This window comes from Bradyrhizobium viridifuturi (assembly GCF_001238275.1).
GTDB lineage: Bacteria > Pseudomonadota > Alphaproteobacteria > Rhizobiales > Xanthobacteraceae > Bradyrhizobium > Bradyrhizobium viridifuturi.
Genome location: NZ_LGTB01000001.1, coordinates 126,875 through 143,967 on the forward strand (window position 1 = coordinate 126,875; position 17,093 = coordinate 143,967).

At 65.9% G+C, this 17,093-nt stretch carries 13 protein-coding genes and 3 pseudogenes; 12 read left to right on the forward strand and 4 right to left on the reverse strand.

Annotated features, from left to right (window positions below; genetic code table 11):
• Nucleotides 1–20 precede the first annotated feature (20 nt).
• From ALC15_RS00595 to ALC15_RS00605, 3 genes are all read right to left on the reverse strand, one after another.
• Nucleotides 21–599, reverse strand: a complete 579-nt coding sequence (locus ALC15_RS00595; protein ID WP_050625612.1) for an Hpt domain-containing protein — start codon at nt 597–599, stop codon at nt 21–23.
• Nucleotides 600–608: 9 nt separating this feature from the next.
• On the reverse strand, nt 609–1,154 hold the full coding sequence (locus tag ALC15_RS00600; RefSeq protein ID WP_024582417.1) for a response regulator: 546 nt from the start codon (nt 1,152–1,154) through the stop codon (nt 609–611).
• A 108-nt stretch (nt 1,155–1,262) separates the two neighbouring features.
• Nucleotides 1,263–2,042, reverse strand: coding sequence for an NAD kinase (locus ALC15_RS00605; RefSeq protein WP_050625613.1), 780 nt, complete (start codon nt 2,040–2,042; stop codon nt 1,263–1,265).
• A gap of 162 nt (nt 2,043–2,204) precedes the next feature.
• On the opposite strand from ALC15_RS00605, the gene ALC15_RS00610 reads away from it, so the two are divergent.
• On the forward strand, nt 2,205–3,782 hold the full coding sequence (locus ALC15_RS00610; protein ID WP_050625824.1) for a S10 family peptidase: 1,578 nt from the start codon (nt 2,205–2,207) through the stop codon (nt 3,780–3,782).
• Between the two features lie 337 nt (nt 3,783–4,119).
• On the opposite strand, the gene ALC15_RS00615 is transcribed toward ALC15_RS00610, so the two are convergent.
• On the reverse strand, nt 4,120–5,499 hold the full coding sequence (locus tag ALC15_RS00615) for a M20/M25/M40 family metallo-hydrolase (protein WP_050625825.1): 1,380 nt from the start codon (nt 5,497–5,499) through the stop codon (nt 4,120–4,122).
• A gap of 409 nt (nt 5,500–5,908) precedes the next feature.
• Here ALC15_RS00615 and ALC15_RS00620 point away from each other — a divergent pair, with 409 nt between their 5' ends.
• From ALC15_RS00620 to ALC15_RS00670, 11 genes and pseudogenes are all read left to right on the forward strand, one after another.
• Nucleotides 5,909–6,367: a hypothetical protein gene (locus ALC15_RS00620; protein ID WP_050625614.1), complete on the forward strand. Its 459-nt coding sequence runs from the start codon at nt 5,909–5,911 to the stop codon at nt 6,365–6,367.
• A gap of 102 nt (nt 6,368–6,469) precedes the next feature.
• Nucleotides 6,470–6,871, forward strand: a complete 402-nt coding sequence (locus ALC15_RS00625) for a FixH family protein (RefSeq protein WP_050625615.1) — start codon at nt 6,470–6,472, stop codon at nt 6,869–6,871.
• The gene (locus tag ALC15_RS00630) at nt 6,868–8,316 is read left to right on the forward strand and encodes an efflux RND transporter periplasmic adaptor subunit (protein WP_050625616.1); all 1,449 of its coding nucleotides are present in this window, start codon (nt 6,868–6,870) and stop codon (nt 8,314–8,316) included. Before ALC15_RS00625 ends, ALC15_RS00630 begins: the two co-directional genes overlap by 4 nt.
• Nucleotides 8,313–11,503, forward strand: a pseudogene (locus ALC15_RS00635) (efflux RND transporter permease subunit). Before ALC15_RS00630 ends, ALC15_RS00635 begins: the two are co-directional and overlap by 4 nt.
• Before the next feature lie 40 nt (nt 11,504–11,543).
• Entirely contained in the window at nt 11,544–12,101 is a 558-nt protein-coding gene (locus ALC15_RS00640; RefSeq protein ID WP_050625617.1) for a sigma-70 family RNA polymerase sigma factor, read from the forward strand.
• A gap of 113 nt (nt 12,102–12,214) precedes the next feature.
• Entirely contained in the window at nt 12,215–12,493 is a 279-nt protein-coding gene (locus ALC15_RS00645; RefSeq protein WP_050625618.1) for a hypothetical protein, read from the forward strand.
• Between the two features lie 178 nt (nt 12,494–12,671).
• Nucleotides 12,672–13,313 (forward strand): NrsF family protein, encoded by a 642-nt coding sequence (locus ALC15_RS00650; protein WP_050625619.1) that lies wholly within the window; start codon nt 12,672–12,674, stop codon nt 13,311–13,313.
• A 141-nt stretch (nt 13,314–13,454) separates the two neighbouring features.
• A complete protein-coding gene (locus ALC15_RS00655; protein ID WP_050625620.1) occupies nt 13,455–13,913 on the forward strand; it encodes a hypothetical protein in 459 nt (152 codons plus the stop codon).
• A 76-nt stretch (nt 13,914–13,989) separates the two neighbouring features.
• Nucleotides 13,990–14,289, forward strand: a complete 300-nt coding sequence (locus tag ALC15_RS00660; protein WP_050625621.1) for a hypothetical protein — start codon at nt 13,990–13,992, stop codon at nt 14,287–14,289.
• 9 nt (nt 14,290–14,298) lie between these two features.
• Nucleotides 14,299–15,719, forward strand: a pseudogene (locus ALC15_RS00665) (TolC family protein).
• Between the two features lie 13 nt (nt 15,720–15,732).
• Nucleotides 15,733–17,087, forward strand: a pseudogene (locus ALC15_RS00670) (multicopper oxidase family protein).
• Nucleotides 17,088–17,093: the final 6 nt, after the last annotated feature.

The following is a 17,093-nucleotide window of genomic DNA, read 5'->3' on the forward strand; positions in this document are numbered from 1 at the left end:
CCTTGAGCCGCGGCGCGCCGCTATTCGCCGGGCACGATGCTCGGCGCGAGGATGGCCTCGAGATGCTCGGGGCGGTCGCGGTTGGCATGGGTCAGGAATTCATCGGCGATGCCGCGCAGCTGCTTGCTCAGAACGCCGGCGACGACCGCGGTGTCGAGCTTGGTGCGGTTGCGCACGATCGCCTGCACGGCGTTGATGTGGTGTGCAATCAGCTGGGCGGGTACCGCGGCGAGATCCGGCGCGTGCTCGATGATGCGGCACAGGCTTTCGGCGGCGGCGGCCGCCGACGGATAGCCGAAGGTTGCGGCATCGCCCTTGATATCGTGCGCAGCGCGGAACAGCTCCTCGCGGGTCTTGTCGTTGAAGCCCTCGCGCAGCACGGTCGCATGCGCCGCGGAGAGGCGGTCGGCCTCGATCGTCATCCATTCCTTGAACTCGCCCGACAGCCCGGCGAGCGCCTTTTCGGCGCGGCCGACCGGATCGTCGAGGTCGCTCTCGGGGACCCGCAGCAGCATCTTGCGCAGCGGATTCGGTTGCGTGATGACGTGGTGGGTGCCGAAGCTCTTGACCTCGATCGTCCCGGGTTTGTCTTTCGCCATGGCGATGTCCTAAATGGTCGAGCGCGCCTTCTCGAGCAGCGACGGCTGTTGCAGCACCTCGACCTCGCCGCTGCCGCGGCGTTCGGGGCCGATATAGGTGTTGGTGGTGTTGCGGCGGCGGTCGGGGCCGAAATAGGTCTTGGTCTTGATGAACGGACGCGGGTTGGCAACCACGTTCATGATGCGCTGGTACAGCCCCTTGGCCGAGATTGGCTTGGCCAGGAATTCGGTGACCCCGGCATCGCGCGCCACCGTGACGCGGCGCTTCTCGGAATGCCCGGTCAGCATGATGATCGGCGCGTAGGGATTGCCCTTGGATTCCGGCTGCCGGATCATCTGCGCGAGCTCGAGCCCGTCGAAGATCGGCATCGACCAGTCGGTGATGACGATGTCGGGCACGTAGTGCGTATACATCTCGAGCGCGGTGGCGCCGTCCTCGGCCTCATACACCTCGCGCGCGCCGAACGAATGCAGCAGCGTCCGCAGGATGCGGCGCATGTGCGGATTGTCGTCGCAAATCAAAAATCGCAGCTTGTTGAAATCGATGCGATACATGGTCCGGTCCCGAACGGGCATACCGGGCCAAATGCGGTATTACCCGACGTTAACCATATCCCGCCCGGGGTTAATGATTGGTTGCCGGGCAGGGACAGGCGCGGGCCGTCAGTAGCCGAACTGCTCGCGCAGGATGCGCTCCTCCAGCGAGTGGCCGGGGTCGAACAGCATCCGCATCGCAATGGTCTTGTCGGAGAGCACCTCGACGCGGCGGACGTCGCGGACCTCGTCATGGTCGGCCACTGCGGCGACCGGGCGCTTCTCGCCCTCGATCACCTCGATCACCACGAAGGCGGAATTCGGCAGCAGCGCGCCGCGCCAGCGCCGCGGCCGGAACGCGCTGATCGGGGTCAGCGCCAGCAGCGCGGCGTTGATCGGCAGGATCGGACCCTGGGCCGAGAGGTTGTAGGCGGTCGATCCGGCCGGCGTCGCCACCAGGATGCCGTCGGCCATCAGCTCGGGCATCCGCTCATGCTCGTCGATCAGGATGCGCAGCTTGGCGACCTGATAGGTCTGCCGGAACAGGGCAACCTCGTTGATGGCGTGATGCAGATGCACGGCGCCGTGGATGTCGGTCGCGCGCATCAGGAGCGGATTGATCAGCGATTCCCGCGACGCCGCAAGCCGCGTGCGCAGATCGTGCGTCGAGTATTCATTCATCAGGAAGCCGACGGTGCCGCGATGCATGCCGTAGATCGGCTTGCCGCTGCGCATGTTGGCGTGCAGCGTCTGCAGCATCAATCCGTCGCCGCCGAGCGCAACCACGACGTCGGCATCGGCGGGGGGATGGTTGCCGTACATCGCGGTCAACTGCTCGAGCGCCGTCTGCGCTTCCGCACTCGCGCTGGCGACGAAGGCGATCTTGTCATACCGCTTGGAGCTGGCCATCGCTCACGAACTCGTTTGGCACGGAATACGCCGCGCTCGTCTATACATCCCGGGCGGCCTTGTCGAGATGGTCCGGGAACGGACCCAACGCCAAACCGGTGCCGGCAGGCTATCGTAGTTTATGGCGCGAATGCGTAAACGTCGGCCCAGGGAGTGAACGGCATGGCTAACAGTTTTGCGACACGGCTCGCGGCAGCGCTGCTGGTGGCCTGCTTTGCAACCGCGGCGCGGGCCGAGGACGAGGCCCCGCAGCCATCGCCGTCGCCGAGCGCGCAAGCCCCAGGCGGTCAGAACCCAAGCGGCCAGAAGGGCCGGGGAGGCCGCGGCGAGACCGGCTCCGGCGCCAATGCGTCGACCACCGAGCAGCACCGCCTGCCGCCGGATTCCACCACAAAGCAATCGGTCGCGCTGCCGGGCCGCACGCTGAGCTTCAGCGCGACCGCGGGCTCGATCCGCGTGTTCGACGACAAGGGCGAGGCGCTTGCCGACCTCGCCTACACCTCCTACCAGCTCGACGGTGCCGAGAAGGCGAACCGTCCGGTGACGTTCCTGTTCAACGGCGGGCCGGGCTCGGCGTCGGCCTGGCTGCAACTCGGCAATGTCGGGCCGTGGCGGCTGCCGTTCGACGGCGACGGCGCGGTGTCCTCGGCCTCGCCCGAATTGCAGCCCAATGCCGATACCTGGCTCGATTTCACCGATCTCGTCTTCATCGATCCGGTCGGCACCGGCTACAGCCGCTTCGTCACCACATCGGAGGAGGCGCGCAAGCGCTTCTTCACCGTCGACGGCGACGCCAATTCAGTCGCGCTGGTGATCCGCCGCTGGCTGGAGAAATACGACCGGCTGACCTCGCCGAAATATGTCGCCGGCGAAAGCTATGGCGGCATCCGCGGGCCGAAGGTGGTGCGCAATCTGCAAATGCAGCAGGGCGTCGGCGTGCGCGGCCTGATCCTGATCTCGCCGGTGCTCGATTTCCGCGACTATACCGGCTCCAGCATCCTGCAATATGTCGCGAGCCTGCCGACCATGACGGCGGTGGCGCGGCAGGCGAAGGGGCCGGTGACGCGCGAGGATCTCGCCGACGTCGAACGCTACGCGCGGGGCGATTTCCTGCTCGATCTCGTGAAGGGGCAGGCGGACACCGAGGCCACCACGCGCCTTGCCGACAAGGTAGCCAGCCTGACCGGCATCGATCAGGCGGTGAGCCGCAGGCTCGCCGGCCGTTTCGACATCGGCGAATTCCGCCGCGAGTTCGATCGCAAGAACGGCAAGGTGACCGGCCGCTACGACGCGTCGGTCGAAGGCTTCGATCCCTATCCGGACTCCAGCTACTTCCGCTTCAACGATCCCTCAGGCGATCCCCTGATGGCGCCGCTGACCAGTGCCGCCGTCGATCTCACCACGCGCAAACTGAACTGGCGGCCGGGCGGCTCCTATCATCTGCTCAGCGAAACCGTGAACAAGGCCTGGGAGTTCGGTCACGGCATCAATCCGGCGGAGTCGGTGACGCAGCTGCGCCAGATGCTGGCGCTCGATCCCAAGCTAAAGCTCCTGATCGGCCACGGCCTGTTCGATCTCGCAACGCCATACTTCGCGTCCAAGATCATCCTCGACCAGCTGCCGGCCTTCGCGGGTCCTGCTCGCACCAAGCTTGCGGTCTATCCGGGCGGCCACATGTTCTACTCCCGCGACAGCTCGCGCCAGGCGTTCCGCAAGGAGGTCGAGGCGCTGGTGAAGTGAGGGGATGGGTGGCGTGGATTGCGTCGCGTGCCGCAAATGTTGTTGTCATCCTGGCGAAAGCCAGGACCCATAACCACCGAATTTGATTGTGAACGAAATCGTAGCCCCAGCGCCGCACCGCAATTGCCATTTGGGGTAATGGGTCCTGGCTTTCGCCAGGACGACGATGGATGGTTCTGGGTAAGACTCCCTCCACGCGTCTCCCTGCGAACGCAGGGACCCATACTCCACGGCTTGTGCTGTGAATGAGACTCGTCGTTCCGACGTCGCTTAACAATGATCACCTGTGGTTATGGGTCCCTGCGTTCGCAGGGACGACACCGCAGATGTGGCAGCTTCAACCCTCGCGCCGGAATTGGCCGAGCTCATGCAGCAGGGCTGCCCCCGTCCGCAGGCCGCTATGGAAGCAGTCGAGCGTCATGTTCTCGTTCGGCGCGTGGTTGGCTTCGTCCGGGTTGGCGTAGGGTGTGACGAAGGCGGGGATGCCCAGAATCTTGGTGAACACGTAGCCCGGCAGGCTGCCGAAGCCGGCGGGTATCAGCAGCGGCTCCTCGCCATGGGCGGCGACGAAGGCGCGGCGCAGCGGCGCGGTGTAGGGTGAGGCGATCGGCGTCTTCGACGGCTGCATTCCCATCTCCTCAGCGACGAACTCGACCTCGGGCGCGTGTTTGGCCACATGAGCCCGGACCTTGCGCAGGATGTCCTCGGAATCCTGCGCTTCGACGAGACGGATGTCGCATTTCACAAACGCCTCGTTCGGCAGCACTGTCTTGTGGCCGGGGCCGCCATAGCCGCCGTGGAAACCGTTGATGGTCAGCGTCGGCTGGAAGCACAGGCGGTCGTAGAAGGGCCGGTCGGCCGGCGCGTCGAGGCGCTTCAGCGCAAGGCTCGTCTTGATGGCCTCGATATCGAGCGGCAGGCGCTCGATCGCCGCCAGCTCCTCGGGCGCCGGCGGCTCGACAGCATCATGCAGCCCGTCGATGGTGATCTCCCCGGCCGCGTTCTTCATGGTGCCGAGCAGATGGACCAGCGTCCAGATCGGGTTCGGCACGACACCGCCGAAATTGCCGGAATGGACGTCGCGGTTGGCATGGCGGCAGCGCAGCTCGAACGAGACGACGCCGCGCGAGCCGAACTTGATCGTCGGCGCGCCGCTGGCATGGCGCGGGCCGTCGGCGGTGACGGCCAGATCGGCCTTCAGCAGGTGCGCGTTGCTGCGCACGAAGCCGGAGATATGCGGGCTGCCGATCTCCTCCTCGCCTTCCAGCAGCAGGATGACGTTGCAGGGCAATTCGCCGTGTACCTTGAGGTGGGATTCGATCGCCAGGATCTGGGCGAAGTGCTGGCCCTTGTTGTCGCCGACGCCGCGCGCATAAAGCCTGCCGTCGCGGACCGTCGGCTCGAAGGGCGGCGAGATCCACTTCTCGATCGGGTCCGCCGGCTGCACGTCGTAGTGTCCGTAGAGCAGCACGGTCGGCTTGCCAGGTGCCTTCTCCCAGCGCGCCACCACCATCGGATGCCCCTTCGTGGGCACGAGGCCGGCTTCGAGGCCGATCTCCGTGAGCATCTCGACGAGCAGGGCGCCGACCTCGGCGATGCCGATGTTCTCGGCGCTGATGCTCGGATGGCGCAGATAGGCGATCAAGCGTTGTAGGAAGCTGTCGCGGTTGGCGTCGATATGCGTGAAGACAGCGGCCAATGCGTCGGAGGAAGCCATCATGTGCACCTGACGATAGGGCGGGCGCTGACCGGGAGACGTCTGCGCGATGGGTGTCGGATCGTGCAAGCGCTTTAGCTCCTTGCAACGCGATTATCAACGCGTCGTTCCGCTAGGAGGTCCAGGCGCCGGTGAGATGAGGGGATTGCGAATTGGGTTGGGCAGAGTGCGCCGCGCCCACGGCTGTCGTCCCTGCGAAAGCAGGGACCCATACTCCGCGGCGGATATCGTGGACGGGACTCGTCGTTCCAGCGTCGCTCAACAATGATCGCCTGTGTGGTTATGGGTCCCTGCTTTCGCAGGGACGACACGGAGTGTGTTAAGAAATCTGTGGGTCAAACGTTGCCACTGGCGCGATCGTGAAGTCGCACGGATTTGCAGGTTCCGCTGATCCGTGCGACAAGCGGGCATGCATCTGAGGCGGCTTGCCAATCTCTGGATTCTGCTGCTTGTCGCGGCCGGGCTGTTGCTCGCGCCCGTGGCGACGGCGTTTGCCCGGATGATGCCCGATGCATCGGCCGCCACGATGCAGGCGATGCCTGACCATCAGGCCATGGGCATGGCGATGTCTCACCACGCCATGTCCGATCAGGCTATGTCCGATCAGGCCATGCCAGACGAAGCCATGTCAGGGCAGGCGATGGCTGACAACATGCCCTGCTGTCCGGACCAGACCAAGAGCAAGGGCTGCGACGATTGTCCGTTCCTTGCGCTGTGCATGCTGAGCGTCTCGCTGGCGGCGCCTGCCGGCGCAGCGTCGCTGGTCAAGCGCGATCCACTGCCGAGCCGGATCGCCGCCCGCGACGACCGTCTGCTTGATGGACTTGCCGCCAAGCCTCCGGATCATCCGCCTCGAACCAACGTCTGACGGGCGCTTGAAGCGCCTGATCGCTGACGCGTGCGCCTGACGGCGCGCGTGCCTTCGCATGCCGCTCACGCGGTCCATCAGACGTATCGAGGATTACCACCAATGAAGTCTTTCCAACTCGCGCGCGCCGCTGCGGCCGCGTTGATCGGCGTTGCCCTGACCCATGTGCCTGCCCACGCCGAGATCAAGAACTACGAATTCCAACTGGTGCAGCCGACCGTCAAGGCCGGGGCCGATCGGATCGTCACGGTGCGGCTGGTCGACAGGAGCACCGGCAAATCCGTCTCCGACGCGATCATCTTCTCGACCCGGCTCGACATGGCGCCCGACGGCATGCAGGAGATGGCCACCAAGGTGACGCCGATGCCGGGCACCGAGCCCGGCACCTACCGGTTCAAGGCGACCTTCGGCATGGCCGGCCGCTGGCAATTGTCGCTCGGTGCGAAAGTGCAGGGCGAGACCGGCTCGGTCGAAAACAAGCTCGTCGTCACGGCCGAGCAATGAGCCGCCTTGCCTGGGTCGGCGCCGCCGCTGCGATTGCCGCAGCGGCAGGCGTCGCATGGACCGCCCGCGGCCTGCCGCCGCGGCCGATGACCGCCGCCATCGTTTCCGCCGCGCAGGCGGCGGAGAACGCTGCGCCGATCTATTACCGCGATCCCGACGGCAAGCCGCTCTACTCGGCGACGCCGAAGCAGACTCCCGACGGGCGCGACTATCTCCCGGTGTTCCCGGAGGCCGATGCGCAATCCGGCGAACCCGAGCAGCCGGCGAACGCGAAGCCCGCGGCGGCGAATAGCGATCGCAGGGTCAAATATTATCGCAACCCGATGGGGCTTGCCGACACCTCGCCGGTGCCGAAGAAGGATTCCATGGGGATGGATTACATCCCGGTCTATGACGGCGAAGACAGCGACGATGGCTCGATCACGTTGTCGCCGGGCAAGATCCAGCGCACCGGCGTCAAGTCGGAGCCGGCCGAGATGCGCCGCATCCGCACGCTAGTGCGTGCGCCCGGCACGATCCAGCTCGACGAGCGCCGCGTCTCCGTCATCGCGATGCGCGCGGAGAGTTATGTACAGGGCATCGCCGACGTGACGACCGGCAGCCGGGTGACCAAGGGACAGCCGCTGATGGAGATCTACAGCCCGGCGATCTCGTCCGCCGCGGCCGAATATGTCGCGACCATCACCTCCAAGGCGACCGCCGGGATCGAGCCCTATGGACGCGGCTCCAAGCAGCGCCTGACCAATCTCGACGTCCCCGAGGCCGTCATCGCCGACATGGAAAAGAGCCGCACCGTTCCGATCGCCATTCCGTGGTCGTCGCCGCGCGACGGCATCGTGCTGCAGCGCGCCGCGATTGAGGGCATGCGCGCCCAGCCCGGTGACGTGCTGTTCCGGATCGCCGATGTCTCCGTGGTGTGGGCGCTGGTCGACGTCGCCGAACGCGACCTCGGCAACATCGTGGTCGGGCAGACGGTCACGGTGCGGGCGCGCAGCTATCCCGGCCGCACGTTCGCAGGCCGCATCAGCGTGATCTATCCGCAGGTCAACAAGGAGACACGCACCGCGCGGGTGCGGATCGAACTGGCGAATGGCGATCTTGCGCTGCTTCCGGACATGTATGTCGACGCCGAGATCGACACCGGCAGTGCGGCGCCGGTGCTGACTGTCGCCGACAACTCCATCCTCGATACCGGCAGCCGGCAGACCGTGCTGCTCGACCGCGGCAACGGGCGGTTCGAGCCGCGCGAGGTGAAGCTCGGGCGGCGCGGTGACGGCTACGTCGAAATCCGTGACGGGATCGCCGAGGGGGATGCCGTGGTGACGTCGGCGACCTTTCTGATCGATGCCGAGAGCAATCTGAAGGCCGCGATCAAGGGTTTTGCCGAGGCCGACACAAAGCAGCCGGCAGGTGGAAGCGCGATGATGGACGGAGGCAAGCCATGATTGCCCGCGTCATCGCCTGGTCGGCGCGCAACCTGCTGCTGGTGCTGTTCGGCACCGGCTTCGCGGCGGCCGCAGGTCTCTATGCGCTGCTCCATCTGCCGCTCGATGCGATCCCCGATCTCTCGGACACCCAGGTCATCGTCTATACCGAATATCCGGGGCAGGCGCCGCAGGTGATCGAGGATCAGGTCACCTATCCCTTGACCACGGCGATGCTGACGGTGCCGAAATCGAAAGTCGTGCGCGGCTTCTCGTTCTTCGGCGTCTCCTTCGTCTACGTCATCTTCGAGGACGGCACCGACATCTACTGGGCGCGCTCCCGCGTGCTGGAATTCCTCAACAGCGCGGCGTCAAGGTTGCCGGCCGGCGTGTCGCCGACCATCGGGCCCGATGCGACCGGGGTCGGCTGGGTCTACCAGTATGCCGTGATGTCGAAACAGCTGAACCTCGCCGACACCAGAACGATCCAGGACTGGAACCTGAAGTTCGCGCTGGCCAAGGCCGAAGGCGTTGCCGAGGTCGCGAGTGTCGGCGGCTTCGTCAAGCAGTACAACGTGATCCTCGATCCGCAACGCATGCGCGACCGCGGCATCACCATGCAGCGCATGCGCGACGCGATCCGCGCCAGCAATGCCGATGTCGGCGGCCGCACCGTCGAGCTCTCCGAATTCGAATACGTCATCCGCGGCAAGGGCTATCTCAGGGATATCAACGACCTCGGCAATGTCGTGCTGAAGACCGACAACGGCACGCCGGTGCTGCTGCGCGATGTCGCCCGCGTCGAGCTCGGCCCCGACGAGCGGCGCGGCATCGCCGAGCTGAACGGCGAGGGCGAAGTGGCGAGCGGCATCGTGCTGCAACGCTTCGGCATGAACGCGCTCGACGTGATCGAGAACGTCAAGAAGCGGTTCAGGGAGATCGCGACCAGCCTGCCGAAATCGGTCGAGATCGTGCCGGTCTATGACCGCTCCAACCTGATCTATGCGGCGATCGAGACGCTGAAGCGCACGCTGTTCGAGGAGAGTGTCGTGGTCGCGCTGGTGTGCATCGTGTTCCTGCTGCACGTCCGCAGCGCGCTGGTGGCGATCCTGATGCTGCCGGTCGGCGTGCTGATGGCGTTCGGTGCGATGAAGCTGCTTGGAATTGGCTCCAATATCATGAGCCTCGGCGGCATCGCGATCGCGATCGGCGCCATGATCGACGCGGCGATCGTGATGATCGAGAACGCGCACAAGCATCTGGAGCGCGCCAAGCCCGGCCAGTCGCGGGTGTCGATCCTGATCGAGGCCGCGGCCGAAGTCGGGCCGGCGCTGTTCTTCAGCCTGCTCATCATCACCGTGTCGTTCATGCCGATCTTCACGCTGGAATCGCAGGAGGGCCGGCTGTTCTCGCCGCTCGCCTTCACCAAGACGTTCGCGATGGCGGCAGCGGCGCTGCTGTCGGTGACGCTGGTGCCGGCACTGATGGTTATCTTCGTGCGCGGAAAAATCATTCCCGAGCGCAGGAATCCGATCAACCGCTTCCTGATCTGGATCTACCGTCCCGTCATCAACGGCGTGTTGCGCGCCAAGACCCTGGTGATCCTGCTGGCGCTCGGCGCGCTCGCCGTCACCGTCTGGCCGGCGCGGCAACTCGGCACCGAGTTCATGCCCGACCTCAACGAGGGCACGCTGCTCTATATGCCGACCACGCTGCCGGGCATCTCGGTGACCAAGGCATCCGAACTGATGCAGACCCAGAACCGGATCATCAAGAGCTTTCCGGAAGTCGCTTCGGTCTACGGCAAGGCCGGCCGCGCTGCGACAGCGACCGATCCGCGCCGTCGGAGATGTTCGAGACCATCGTCAATCTCAAGCCGAAGCAGGAATGGCGGAAGGGCCTCACCCTCGACGGTCTGATTGCCGAGCTGGACAAGGCGCTGCAATTCCCCGGCGTCTCCAACGCATGGACGATGCCGATCAAGGCACGCATCGACATGCTGTCGACCGGCATCCGCACGCCTGTCGGCGTTAAGGTGATAGGTCCGGATCTTGCTGTCATCGACAAGCTGGCGCGGCAGGTCGAGCAGGTGCTCAAGACCGTGCCGGGGACCTCGTCGGCCTATGCCGAACGCAGCCTCGGCGGCTACTATCTGGAGATCTCGCCGAACCGCGAGGCGCTCGCGCGATACGGCATCGCGGTGCAGGACGTGCAGGACACGATCGCGACCGCGCTCGGCGGCCAGACCGTGACCACGACGGTGGAGGGCCGGCAGCGCTTCACCGTCAACATGCGCTATCCGCGCGACCTGCGCGACAATCCCGGCGCAATCGCCAGCGACATCCTGGTGCCGATGCCGGCCGGCGGCGCGGTGCCGCTCGGCGAAGTCGCTGACGTCACGCCGGCGCGCGGGCCGAGCTCGATCCGGACCGAGAACGGCCAACTCGCGACCTACATCTATGTCGACATCCGCGAGCGCGATCTCGGCGGCTACGTCGCGGATGCGCAGCATGCGGTGCAGGCCGCCGTCCAGTTTCCGCCCGGCACCTACCTGGTGTGGAGCGGGAGTTACGAATATCTCGAGCGCGCCGCCGCCCGGCTCAAGATCGTGGTGCCGGTGACGCTCGCGATCATCTTCCTCTTGCTCTACCTCAACTTCCGCTCGGTGGCGGAGACCATGATCGTGATGCTGTCGCTGCCGTTCGCGCTGGTCGGCGGGCTCTGGCTGATGTGGGCGCTCGGCTTCAATCTGTCGGTCGCGGTCGCGGTCGGCTTCATCGCGCTGGCCGGCGTTGCCGCCGAGACCGGCGTCGTGATGCTGATCTATCTCAACCACGCGCTGGATGAGGCGAGGGCGCGCTGTGCCGCCGAGGGGCGGACGCTCGGCCGTGACGATTTGCATCGCGCGATCATCGAGGGCGCGGTCGAGCGCGTCCGGCCGAAGATGATGACGGTGGTCGCGATCATGGCCGGGCTGCTGCCGATCCTGTGGAACACCGGCACCGGCTCCGAGATCATGCAGCGCATCGCGGTGCCGATGATCGGCGGCATGATCTCCTCGACCTTGCTGACGCTGATCGTGATCCCCGCGATCTTCGCCATCGTGAAGGGCTTTGGCCTGCCGCCAGGCGACGGCGCCCGCGCACAGCGCGACGCCGGTGACGGAGAGACGAAAACGCGGGTGCGGGCGCTGGAACCCGCGCAATAGCCAGGATGAGCCTCAACCGAAGCACACCAGCGGTGTCGACATGACGGCCGACGAAACCGAGCTCAAGACGCTGATGCTGGCGAGCCAACGTGGCGATGCGGCCGCTTACCGCGCGCTTCTCGCAAAACTCGCGCCACGGCTGCGCGGCTACTACAAGCGCCGGCTGACAGGGGTGGGACGCAGTGCGGATGAAGCGGAAGATCTGGTCCAAGAGACCTTGATCGCGATCCATCTGAAGCGCCAGACCTACGATCCCGGGGCGTTGTTCACGCCCTGGCTGCACGCCATCGCGCGCTACAAGCTGATTGATTTCCTCCGCAGCAACCGGATGTCGCGGATGGACGTCCCGATCGACGATCATCACGACCTGATGGCAGCGGATGATCACGCGTCGGCGGAAGGGACGCACGACATGACAAAGCTGCTCGACCGCCTGCCGAAGCGGACGCGCCAGGCGATCGAGGCGGTCAAGCTCGAGGGCAACAGCGTTGCCGAGACCGCCGCACGCTACGGCATGTCGGAATCGAACGTGAAGATCAGCATTCACCGCGGCCTGAAGGCGCTCGCCGCCCTGATCGGGCGGGATAGCAGTGGCTGATCGGGCGCGACGTACCTTCGCCTCGGCGTGATCATGTAACCGGACGGCAAAAAGCTCCGAACTCATTTGCAGAGGCGCGCATGGAGCGGCCTTCAACTGAAGAGGAGCAGACAATGTCGCTGAAGTGCAACAAGTCCATCGCTGCGATTTCGCTGTTGACGTCGCTGGTCGTCACATTCGCATCCGCGAATGCCGGCGCGGCGATGTCCGGCAAGCGCTATTCGACCAGTGCGGCAGCGGCTGCGTACCGGACGTCCGCCGCCCAACAGGCGCCGCGTGATGCATTTGCCGCGATGGACAGTGTGTCGGCATCTGCGCACGGCGGTGACGGCAACGCCTGGCAATATGTCGGTGGTCCGAAATCGCCTGTTCCGCCGTCGCGCGGCTTCTAAAGCATGATCCGGAAAAGTGCGAAGCGGTTTTCCGAAAAGATCATGCTCGAACAAAGAGCTAAAGCGCGATGACGATTTAACCTGATCTCATCGCGCTTTAGTGCGATGCGCGTGCCGCCTGTGCTAGACAGGGCGGGCCGATGGTGATCGCCAGGCGGGGCGATACGGAGAGCACGGGATGAAGACCGACGACCTTGTCGAGGCCTTGAGCGCGCGCGCCGCTCCGGTCGATTTCAGGGAAGTTGGCCGCCGCATCGCCTTGGCGGCCACTTCCGGATTGATCGTTGCCGCCGTCGCGATTCTGATCGGGCTTGGTCCGCGCAGCGGCCTTGCCACGGCAGGTGCATGGGCATTCTTGTGTGTGAAGGTCGCCTTCGCTGCCGGCATCGCCGCCACGGCCGCGATCTATTTGTCGAAATTGTCTCGTCCGGGCGGCGCGCCGCGGCACGAGATCTGGTTCGTGGTCTTGCCGTTCCTGGCGATCATGGGGCTGGCGCTTGTCAGTCTCGGCACGGCGCCGGCCTCGCACTGGAGCCGGATGGTCGCAGGGGATGCGTGGCTGGAGTGCCTGGTGTCGATCCCGGTGATCGCGGTCGTACCTTTTGCGTTGACGATGTGGGCGGTAAGGCAGGCCGCGCCGACCGACCTGCGCCGCGCTGGCGCGTTCGCTGGTCTCGTCGCCGGCGGCATCAGCGCGATCGCCTATGCGCTTCACTGCACCGACGACTCATTGCCGTTTGTGGCGGTCTGGTACGGTGGTACGATCATCGTGTGCACGTTGGCCGGGGCGCTACTCGGTCCCCGGTTGCTGCGCTGGTAGGCGTGACTGCTGCGGTTGATGCGGATGCGACACACCGGCACGCAGGCTGGGGCTTCGCAGGATTGAACGATACCCTGCAGGGGTATATAGGCTAGTGACGATTTGATTTGCGGCCTACGGGCCGTCGGAGAGCCGGGGCGGGTGTTGGTGCGATTGACGAGATCAGGACGGGTGCGGGCGGGATGTTCCATCATCCTGGCCTATCTGTTCTGCGTCCTCGCGCCGTCGGTTGCGCTGGCATTCGGCGCGCCGTTTCCTTGCCTGACCGATGAGGTCCAGCCGGCCGTCGCGGCGCACCTGCACGAGGCGTCGCCGCCGATGGCACATGCCGAAGGCGTCGCGCATGATCACGCCACCCACGATCACGGCGGCATGCATGTCCAGCACGCGGCCGATGCCGCCGCGTCACATGCCAAGCACAGCCACGACGGCAAGGGTTCGCCGGGACCGTGCTGCACGTTGATGTGCGTGTCGGCGCTGCCGGCTGATCTACCATTGGTTGCGGGTCCGTTGCACCCGATCGCGACCCGTCTCGCCGAGGCCTGTCAGAGCCTGCACGGCCAGGCGCCGGCCCGGCTCTATCGTCCCCCCATCGCCTGATCACCGCTGACATCGTGGCTGCGCCGCGCGCTCGCGTGCGCATGCCTGTGATTCATCTAGTGATCGGGACAGACTCATGTTTTCGTTTCTCGGGGCGAGGCTCGCCGCCGTGGCCACGCAGCGTGGCCGGCGCGCGCTTCCTACATTCGTGTCGCGGATGGCCGCGGCCATCGTCGCGCCCGCGCTGCTCGCCGGCTGCGTGACCGATGCAAGGCCGGTCGCGGTCGCCGGCGATCCTGCAAATCCGTCGGCGCGCACGGCCGCTGTCGGCTATCGCTCGACGATCGCACCCTACGACAGCCTGCGTCCGTCGACGCCGCTGCCCTGGCGCGAGCGCAATGACGGCGTGACCCCGCCGGCCAAGCCGGATCGGTAGGAGGGCGCCATGCGACATCTGGCCATCGCGCCGATCCTGCTGCTGACATCCGCGCTCGCCGGCTGCGCCTCGTTCTCGCCCGACACGGGCATGGGCGTCGTCTCCGAGGTGACGGAGAAGGCGATCGGCAAGGACGTCGCCTTCGTTCGCTCTGCCGACGAGGCGGCAATTGCCGATGCGGCGGTGAAGCGCCTGCTTGCGCGCAACCTGACGGCGGATGCCGCCGTGCAGGTCGCGCTCCTGAACAACAAGGGCTTGCAAGCCGCCTACAATGAGCTGGCGCTGGCGGAAACCGATCGCGTCGCCGACAGCCTGCCGCCGAACCCAACCTTCTCCATCTCGCGTATCACCGGCAACGGTGCCAGCGAGGTCGAGCGGCAGGTGGTCGGCGACATCCTGGCGCTCGCGACGCTGCCGGCGCGCTCCGAGATCGCAAGTGAACGCTTCCGCCAGGCACAACTGAAGGCCGCGCTCGCCACCCTGCGGCTTGCGGCCGAGGTACGGCGCAGCCACGTCGCGGCGGTTGCCGCGAACGAGACGGTCGCGCTGCTGAGCGACGCCAAGGCGACCGCGGAATCGACCGCGCAGCTCGCCGAGAAGCTCGGCGAGACCGGCGGCATGAACAAGCTCGACCAGGCTCGCCAGCAGGTGTTCTACGCCGAGATCTCGGCCGACCTCGCCAGCGCGCGGCAGAACGCGGCGAGCTCGCGCGAGCGGCTCGCGCGTCTGCTGGGATTGTGGGACGGCGATCTCGGTTTCCGGATTCCGGGCAAGTTGCCGTCGCTGCCGAAGCGGCCGGTGGAACAACCGTCGATCGAAGTCGCCGCGGTCGGTCATCGCGTCGATCTGCAGATCGCACGGATGGAGATCGTAGCTCTCGCCAAGGCGCTCGATCTCACCGAGGCGACGCGCTTCGTCACGCTGCTCGATGTGGCCGGCATCGACAAGCGCACCCACGATCCGGAAGCTCCGCCCTTCAAGGAGCGCGGCTTCGACGTTCAGTTCCAGATTCCGATCTTCGACGGCGGCGAGGTGCGGGTCCGCCAGGCGGCCGAGACGTATCGGCAGGCGATGAACCGCCTGACCGAGAAGGCGATCAACGTCCGCTCCGAGGCGCGCGACGCCTATCGCGTCTACCGCTCGGCCTGGGACATCGCGAGCCATTACCAGCGCGAGGTGCTGCCGCTGCGGCAGATCATCACCGAGGAGATGCAGCTGCGCTTCTCCAGCATGCAGGTCGATGTGTTCGCACTGCTCACCGAGGCGCGGCAGCGGCTCGGCTCGCTGCGCGCGGCGATCGCGCCCGGCGCGACTTCTGGCTCGCGCAGTCCGACCTGCAAACGGCGATCAACGGTGGCGGTCTTGCCGGCGCACCGTCGACACCATCTTCCGTCGCTTCGGCCGCATCGCCGGCCGGCGGCGATCATTAGGGGGAGATAGCGAATGTTTTCACGACGTGGATTTTTGGGCAGCGCCGCGCTGGTCACGGCAAGCGCGGTCAGCGGCCGCGTCCAGGCCGCCGCGATTCCCGAGGCGCCGACCATGGACAAGGCGGTGATGCAGCCGCCGCTGCATCCGAGCAGCGGGCCCGACTACCGGCCCGTCGTCACGCTCAACGGCTGGTCGCTGCCGTGGCGGATGAACGGCGACTGGAAAGAATTCCATCTCGTCGCCGAGCCGGTGGTGCGCGAATTCGCCGACGGCATGAAGGCCAATCTGTGGGGCTATAACGGGCAGGCGCCGGGCCCGACCATCGAGGCGGTCGAGGGCGACAAGGTACGCATCTTCGTCACCAACAAATTGCCGGAGCACACCACGGTGCACTGGCACGGCATGATCGTGCGGCCGGAATGGACGGTGTCGGTGGCCTCAACCAGCCGCACATCAAGCCGGGCAAGACCTTCGTCTACGAGTTCGAGCTGAAGCACAGCGGGACCTTCATGTACCACCCGCATTCCGATGAGATGGTGCAGATGGCGATGGGCATGATGGGCATGTTCATCGTGCATCCGCGCGATCCGGCGTTCCGCCCGGTCGATCGCGACTTCGTCTTCATCATGAGCAGCTACCTCATCGACCCCGGCACCTATCTGCCGAAGGTCAATGAGATGACCGACTTCAACATGTGGACCTGGAACAGTCGCGTCTATCCCGGCATCGATCCGATGCCGATCCGGCTCGGCGACAGGATCCGTGTGCGGATCGGCAATCTGACCATGACCAACCATCCGATCCACGTGCACGGGCACAATTTCGCGGTGACCTGCACCGACGGCGGCTGGGTGCCGGTATCAGCGCAATATCCGGAAACCACGACCGACGTGCCGGTCGGCGCGGTCAGGGCGTTCGACATGCTCGCCGACAATCCGGGCGACTGGGCGTTCCACTGCCACAAGTCGCACCACACCATGAACGCGATGGGGCACGACGTGCGCAACTTCATCGGCGTGTCGCGCCAGGATCTGGCGAAGGCGGTCGGCAGGCTCGCGCCGGACGCGATGGTGATGGGATCGACCGGAATGGCGATGGGCAACATGGAGATGCCGGCGCCCGACAACACGCTGCCGATGATGACCGGGACGGGGCCGTTCGGGCCGATCGAGATGGGCGGCATGTTCACGGTGATGAAGATCCGCGAGGGGCTCGGCCGTGACGATTACGCCGATCCCGGCCCGTACAACTATCCGCCGGGCACCGTCGCTTATGAGGTCGACGCGCCGGCGGCCGAGCCCGCGCGTCAGCTGCCGGCGGCTCCGGAGCGAAAAGCCAAGCCAGCGATGAAGGGAATGAAGATGTAGTGGACC